The sequence below is a fragment of the Cytobacillus oceanisediminis genome, assembly GCF_004366035.1.
Classification (GTDB): domain Bacteria; phylum Bacillota; class Bacilli; order Bacillales; family Cytobacillaceae; genus Cytobacillus; species Cytobacillus oceanisediminis_C.
This window is the reverse complement of record NZ_SOEE01000058.1, coordinates 1-1,178: the sequence shown is the minus strand read 5'-3', so window position 1 is coordinate 1,178 and position 1,178 is coordinate 1. Positions and strand designations below refer to the sequence as shown.

The following is a 1,178-nucleotide window of genomic DNA, read 5'->3' as shown; positions in this document are numbered from 1 at the left end:
ACTGTTCCATGTATTAGTTTTTCAACTGCATCCAAATGCGTGGGATTTGAAACATGGAATCCTTGCTTAATTAAACGAATTGTACTGTTTTTATCGACGAAAATCCCATTGGGTACAATTTTAAATCCAAAATAATTCGCTAATGAATTGTCCGCATCGATTACTGAAGTAAATGCCTTATCTGCTGCATATGGTTTTACAACTTCTGCACCTTGTATATCTACGGAAACAGATAGAATTTCAAAGTTTAGATGCTTATATTTTTTATAAAAATCCTGCCAACCTGGCAGTTGATCCCTGCACCGTCACCAGGAAGCCCACATAAAAATTAATATGTTTTTTCCTTTAAAATCGTTGATTGACACAGTCTTCCCTCGTAAATCTCTAAATGAAAAATTCTTCATTTTAGTTAATATCATCATTTCCCTCCTAGCATCGGTCTACTCGAAAACGCTTACATAATTCCTGTTTATTAATGAGAATAGAATAAAGGATTGATAATAAAACATTCAAAATCGCTTTAACTCGAGAAATTTGAAATTACATACGTACGTCCATTTTATACAACATAATGTCGTAAAAACTTAAACCTAATCCGATTTAATTATTTTGCTCTTTACCTAAAGAAATGTGTATCCACAAGCAATGTAATAAGCCGTCGTCTGTTTAAATCACCGACAGTGTAAAAGCAAGTATTCTTTTATATCTTTGGCAATCATTTCTTAACACTTTGGCGAGCAAAAATGAAATGAAAATGCATTTGTCCTTTTCTTTCTTTATTTCTGGAGTGATTACTCCATTTAATAAAACAAATTTTACCGGATATCTTTTGGATTGTCAATCATAAAAAAGGACTTTCTAAGAAATGTTAAATCACTTGTATATCATTATCAACCATCGATATCTATCTATTGGAATAATATTGATTTTTATGGTAAATATATTATTTTTTCTTGCATGTCTAACTTTTGTAGACTCATTTGGCCCTCTCCGATTGAAAAATTAATTGTGTCATTTCCATTACAGATTTGTCGAAACGGTTTCGCTTTTTTTTATTAATTTAGATAATAATTCTTGTGTGTATTTTATCATTATGTCGAGATTTTAGGAGGGCTAAATGACACTTCAAACTATGTCAGATGATTTATTAATTTCTTCGTATCTTTATGCTGTAAAGA

1 pseudogene is annotated in these 1,178 nt (G+C 30.8%); it reads right to left on the bottom strand.

Features of this window, described 5'->3' with window-relative positions:
* Positions 1 to 290, bottom strand: a pseudogene (locus tag DFO72_RS29115) (thioredoxin family protein); the annotation flags it as partial.
* Between the last annotated feature and the right edge of the window lie 888 nt (positions 291 to 1,178).